The organism is Streptomyces sp. NTD91 (assembly GCF_059510455.1).
On the sequence record NZ_JCAJZW010000109.1, the window covers coordinates 1 to 2907 of the forward strand.

General features: G+C 67.9%; 2 protein-coding genes. Both read right to left on the bottom strand.

Annotated features, from left to right (window positions below):
* Positions 1–11: 11 nt before the first annotated feature.
* Entirely contained in the window at positions 12–1073 is a 1062-nt protein-coding gene (locus tag AC5WRT_RS38745; RefSeq protein WP_496101085.1) for a 2-oxoacid:ferredoxin oxidoreductase subunit beta, read from the bottom strand.
* The coding region (locus AC5WRT_RS38750) for a 2-oxoacid:acceptor oxidoreductase subunit alpha (protein ID WP_496098897.1) at positions 1066–2907 on the bottom strand (1842 nt) is incomplete at its 5' end. The genes AC5WRT_RS38750 and AC5WRT_RS38745, both read right to left, overlap by 8 nt.

Genomic DNA, 2907 nt, shown 5'->3' on the forward strand with positions numbered 1-2907 from the left:
GAACGGCGGTGTCAGCCGATGACGGTCCAGGTGTCGTTGCCGGCGAGGAGGGCGGCGAGGTCGCCTTTGCCCTTGTGTTCGATGGCGGTGTCGAGTTGGTCGGCCATGGCGGTGTCGTAGACGGGCCGGTCGATGTCGCGGAAGACGCCGATGGGGGTGTGGTGGAGGGTGTCGGGGTCGGCGAGGCGGGAGAGGGCGAAGGCGGTGGTGGGGGAGGCGGCGTGGGCGTCGTGGACGAGGATGTCTGCTTCGTTGTCGGGTGTGACGGTGACGACGTGCAGGTCGCCGGTGGTGTGGTCGCGGACGACGCCGCGGGTGCTGTCGGGGCCGAAGGTGATGGGCCGGCCGTGCTCGAGGCGGATGAGGGCGTGTTCGGCCTGTTGTTTGTCCTTGAGGGCGTCGAAGGCGCCGTCGTTGAAGATGTTGCAGTTCTGGTAGATCTCGATCAGGGCGGTGCCGGGGTGCTCGGCCGCCTGGCGCAGCACTTCCGTGAGGTGTTTGCGGTCGGAGTCGATGGTGCGGGCCACGAAGGAGGCTTCCGCGCCGAGGGCGAGGGAGACGGGGTTGAAGGGGGCGTCGAGGGAGCCCATGGGCGTGGATTTGGTGATCTTGCCGAGTTCGGAGGTCGGGGAGTACTGGCCTTTGGTCAGGCCGTAGATGCGGTTGTTGAACAGCAGGATCTTGAGGTTGACGTTGCGGCGCAGGGCGTGGATGAGGTGGTTGCCGCCGATGGACAGGGCGTCGCCGTCGCCGGTGACGACCCAGACGCTCAGGTCGCGTCGGCTGGTGGCCAGGCCGGTGGCGATGGCGGGGGCGCGGCCGTGGATGGAGTGCATCCCGTAGGTGTTCATGTAGTACGGGAAGCGGGAGGAGCAGCCGATGCCGGAGACGAAGACGATGTTCTCCCTGGCCAGGCCGAGTTCGGGCAGGAAGCCCTGGACGGCGGCGAGGATGGCGTAGTCACCGCAGCCGGGGCACCAGCGCACCTCCTGGTCCGATTTGAAGTCCTTGATGGACTGCTGGGCCTCGGCCTTGGGGACCAGGTGCAGCAGCGCGTTGCCGGCGTCAGTCATCGATGGCCTCCTTCAGGGCCTGGGCGAGCTGTTCCGCCTTGAACGGCATGCCGTTGACCTGGGTGTGGGAGCGGGCGTCGACGAGGTACTTCGCGCGGATCAGGGTGGCCAGCTGTCCGAGGTTCATCTCGGGGATCACCACCGTGTCGTAGCGTTGGAGGACCTCGCCGAGGTTGCGGGGGAAGGGGTTGAGGTGGCGCAGGTGGGCCTGGGCGACGGGGGTGCCGGCCGTGCGCAGCCGGCGTACCGCGGCGGTGATCGGCCCGTACGTCGAGCCCCAGCCCACCACGAGTGTCCTGGCGCCGTGGGGGTCGTCGACGTCGAGGTCGGCCACGGCGATGTTGTCGATCTTGGCCTGGCGGGTGCGGACCATGAAGTCGTGGTTGGCCGGGTCGTAGGAGATGTTCCCGGTGCCGTCCTGTTTCTCGATCCCGCCGATGCGGTGCTCCAGTCCCGGGGTGCCCGGGACCGCCCAGGGCCGGGCCAGGGTCTCGGGGTCGCGCTGGTAGGGGCGGAACACCTCGGTGCCGTCGGGCAGGGTGTGGTTGGGGCCCTGCGCGAACTGCACCCGCAGATCGGGCAGTTCGTGCAGGTCCGGGATCCGCCACGGCTCCGAACCGTTGGCCAGGTACCCGTCCGACAGCAGCATCACCGGGGTGCGGTAGGTCAGCGCGATCCGCGCCGCCTCCAACGCCGCGTCGAAGCAGTCCGCCGGCGTGCAGGCAGCCACCACCGGCACCGGTGCCTCACCGTTGCGGCCGAACATCGCCTGCAGCAGATCGGCCTGCTCGGTCTTGGTCGGCAGCCCCGTCGACGGCCCGCCGCGCTGGATGTCCACCACCAGCAGCGGCAACTCCAGACTCACCGCCAAACCGATCGTCTCGCTCTTCAGAGCGATCCCCGGACCCGAGGTGGTGGTCACCGCCAGCGAGCCGCCGAAGGCCGCGCCCAAAGCGGCGCCGATCCCGGCGATCTCGTCCTCGGCCTGGAAGGTACGCACCCCGAAGTTCTTGTGCTTCGACAACTCGTGCAGGATGTCGGAGGCCGGAGTGATCGGATACGAGCCCAGGAACAGCGGCAGGTCCGCCTGCTGCGAGGCCGTGACCAGACCGTAGGCCAGGGCCAGGTTCCCCGAGATGTTGCGGTACGTGCCGGCCGGGAACGCCTTCGCCGCCGGGGCGACCTCGTAGGAGACCGCGAAGTCCTCCGTCGTCTCACCGAAGTTCCAGCCCGCCCTGAACGCCGCGATGTTCGCCGCCATGATCTGCGGCTTCTTCGCGAACTTCACCCTCAGGAACTTCTCCGTACCCTCGGTCGGCCGGTGATACATCCACGACAGCAGACCCAGCGCGAACATGTTCTTGCTGCGCTCGGCCTCCTTGCGGGACAGATCGAACTCCTTGAGCGCCTGGACCGTCAGCGTGGTCAGCGGCACCGGATGCAGGTGATAGCCCTCCAGCGAACCGTCCTCCAGCGGGGACGCGTCGTAGCCGACCTTCTGCAGCGCACGCCGGGTGAACTCGTCCGTGTCGACGATGATCTCCGCCCCCCGCGGCAGATCACCCACATTCGCCTTCAACGCCGCCGGGTTCATCGCCACCAGCACGTTCGGCGCATCCCCCGGCGTCAGGATGTCATGATCGGCGAAATGAAGCTGAAAGGACGAGACACCGGGCAGAGTACCGGCCGGAGCACGGATCTCGGCAGGAAAGTTCGGCAGAGTCGAAAGATCATTGCCGAACGACGCGGTCTCCGAGGTGAACCGGTCACCGGTGAGCTGCATACCGTCACCCGAATCCCCCGCGAACCGAATGATCACCCGGTCCAGACGCCG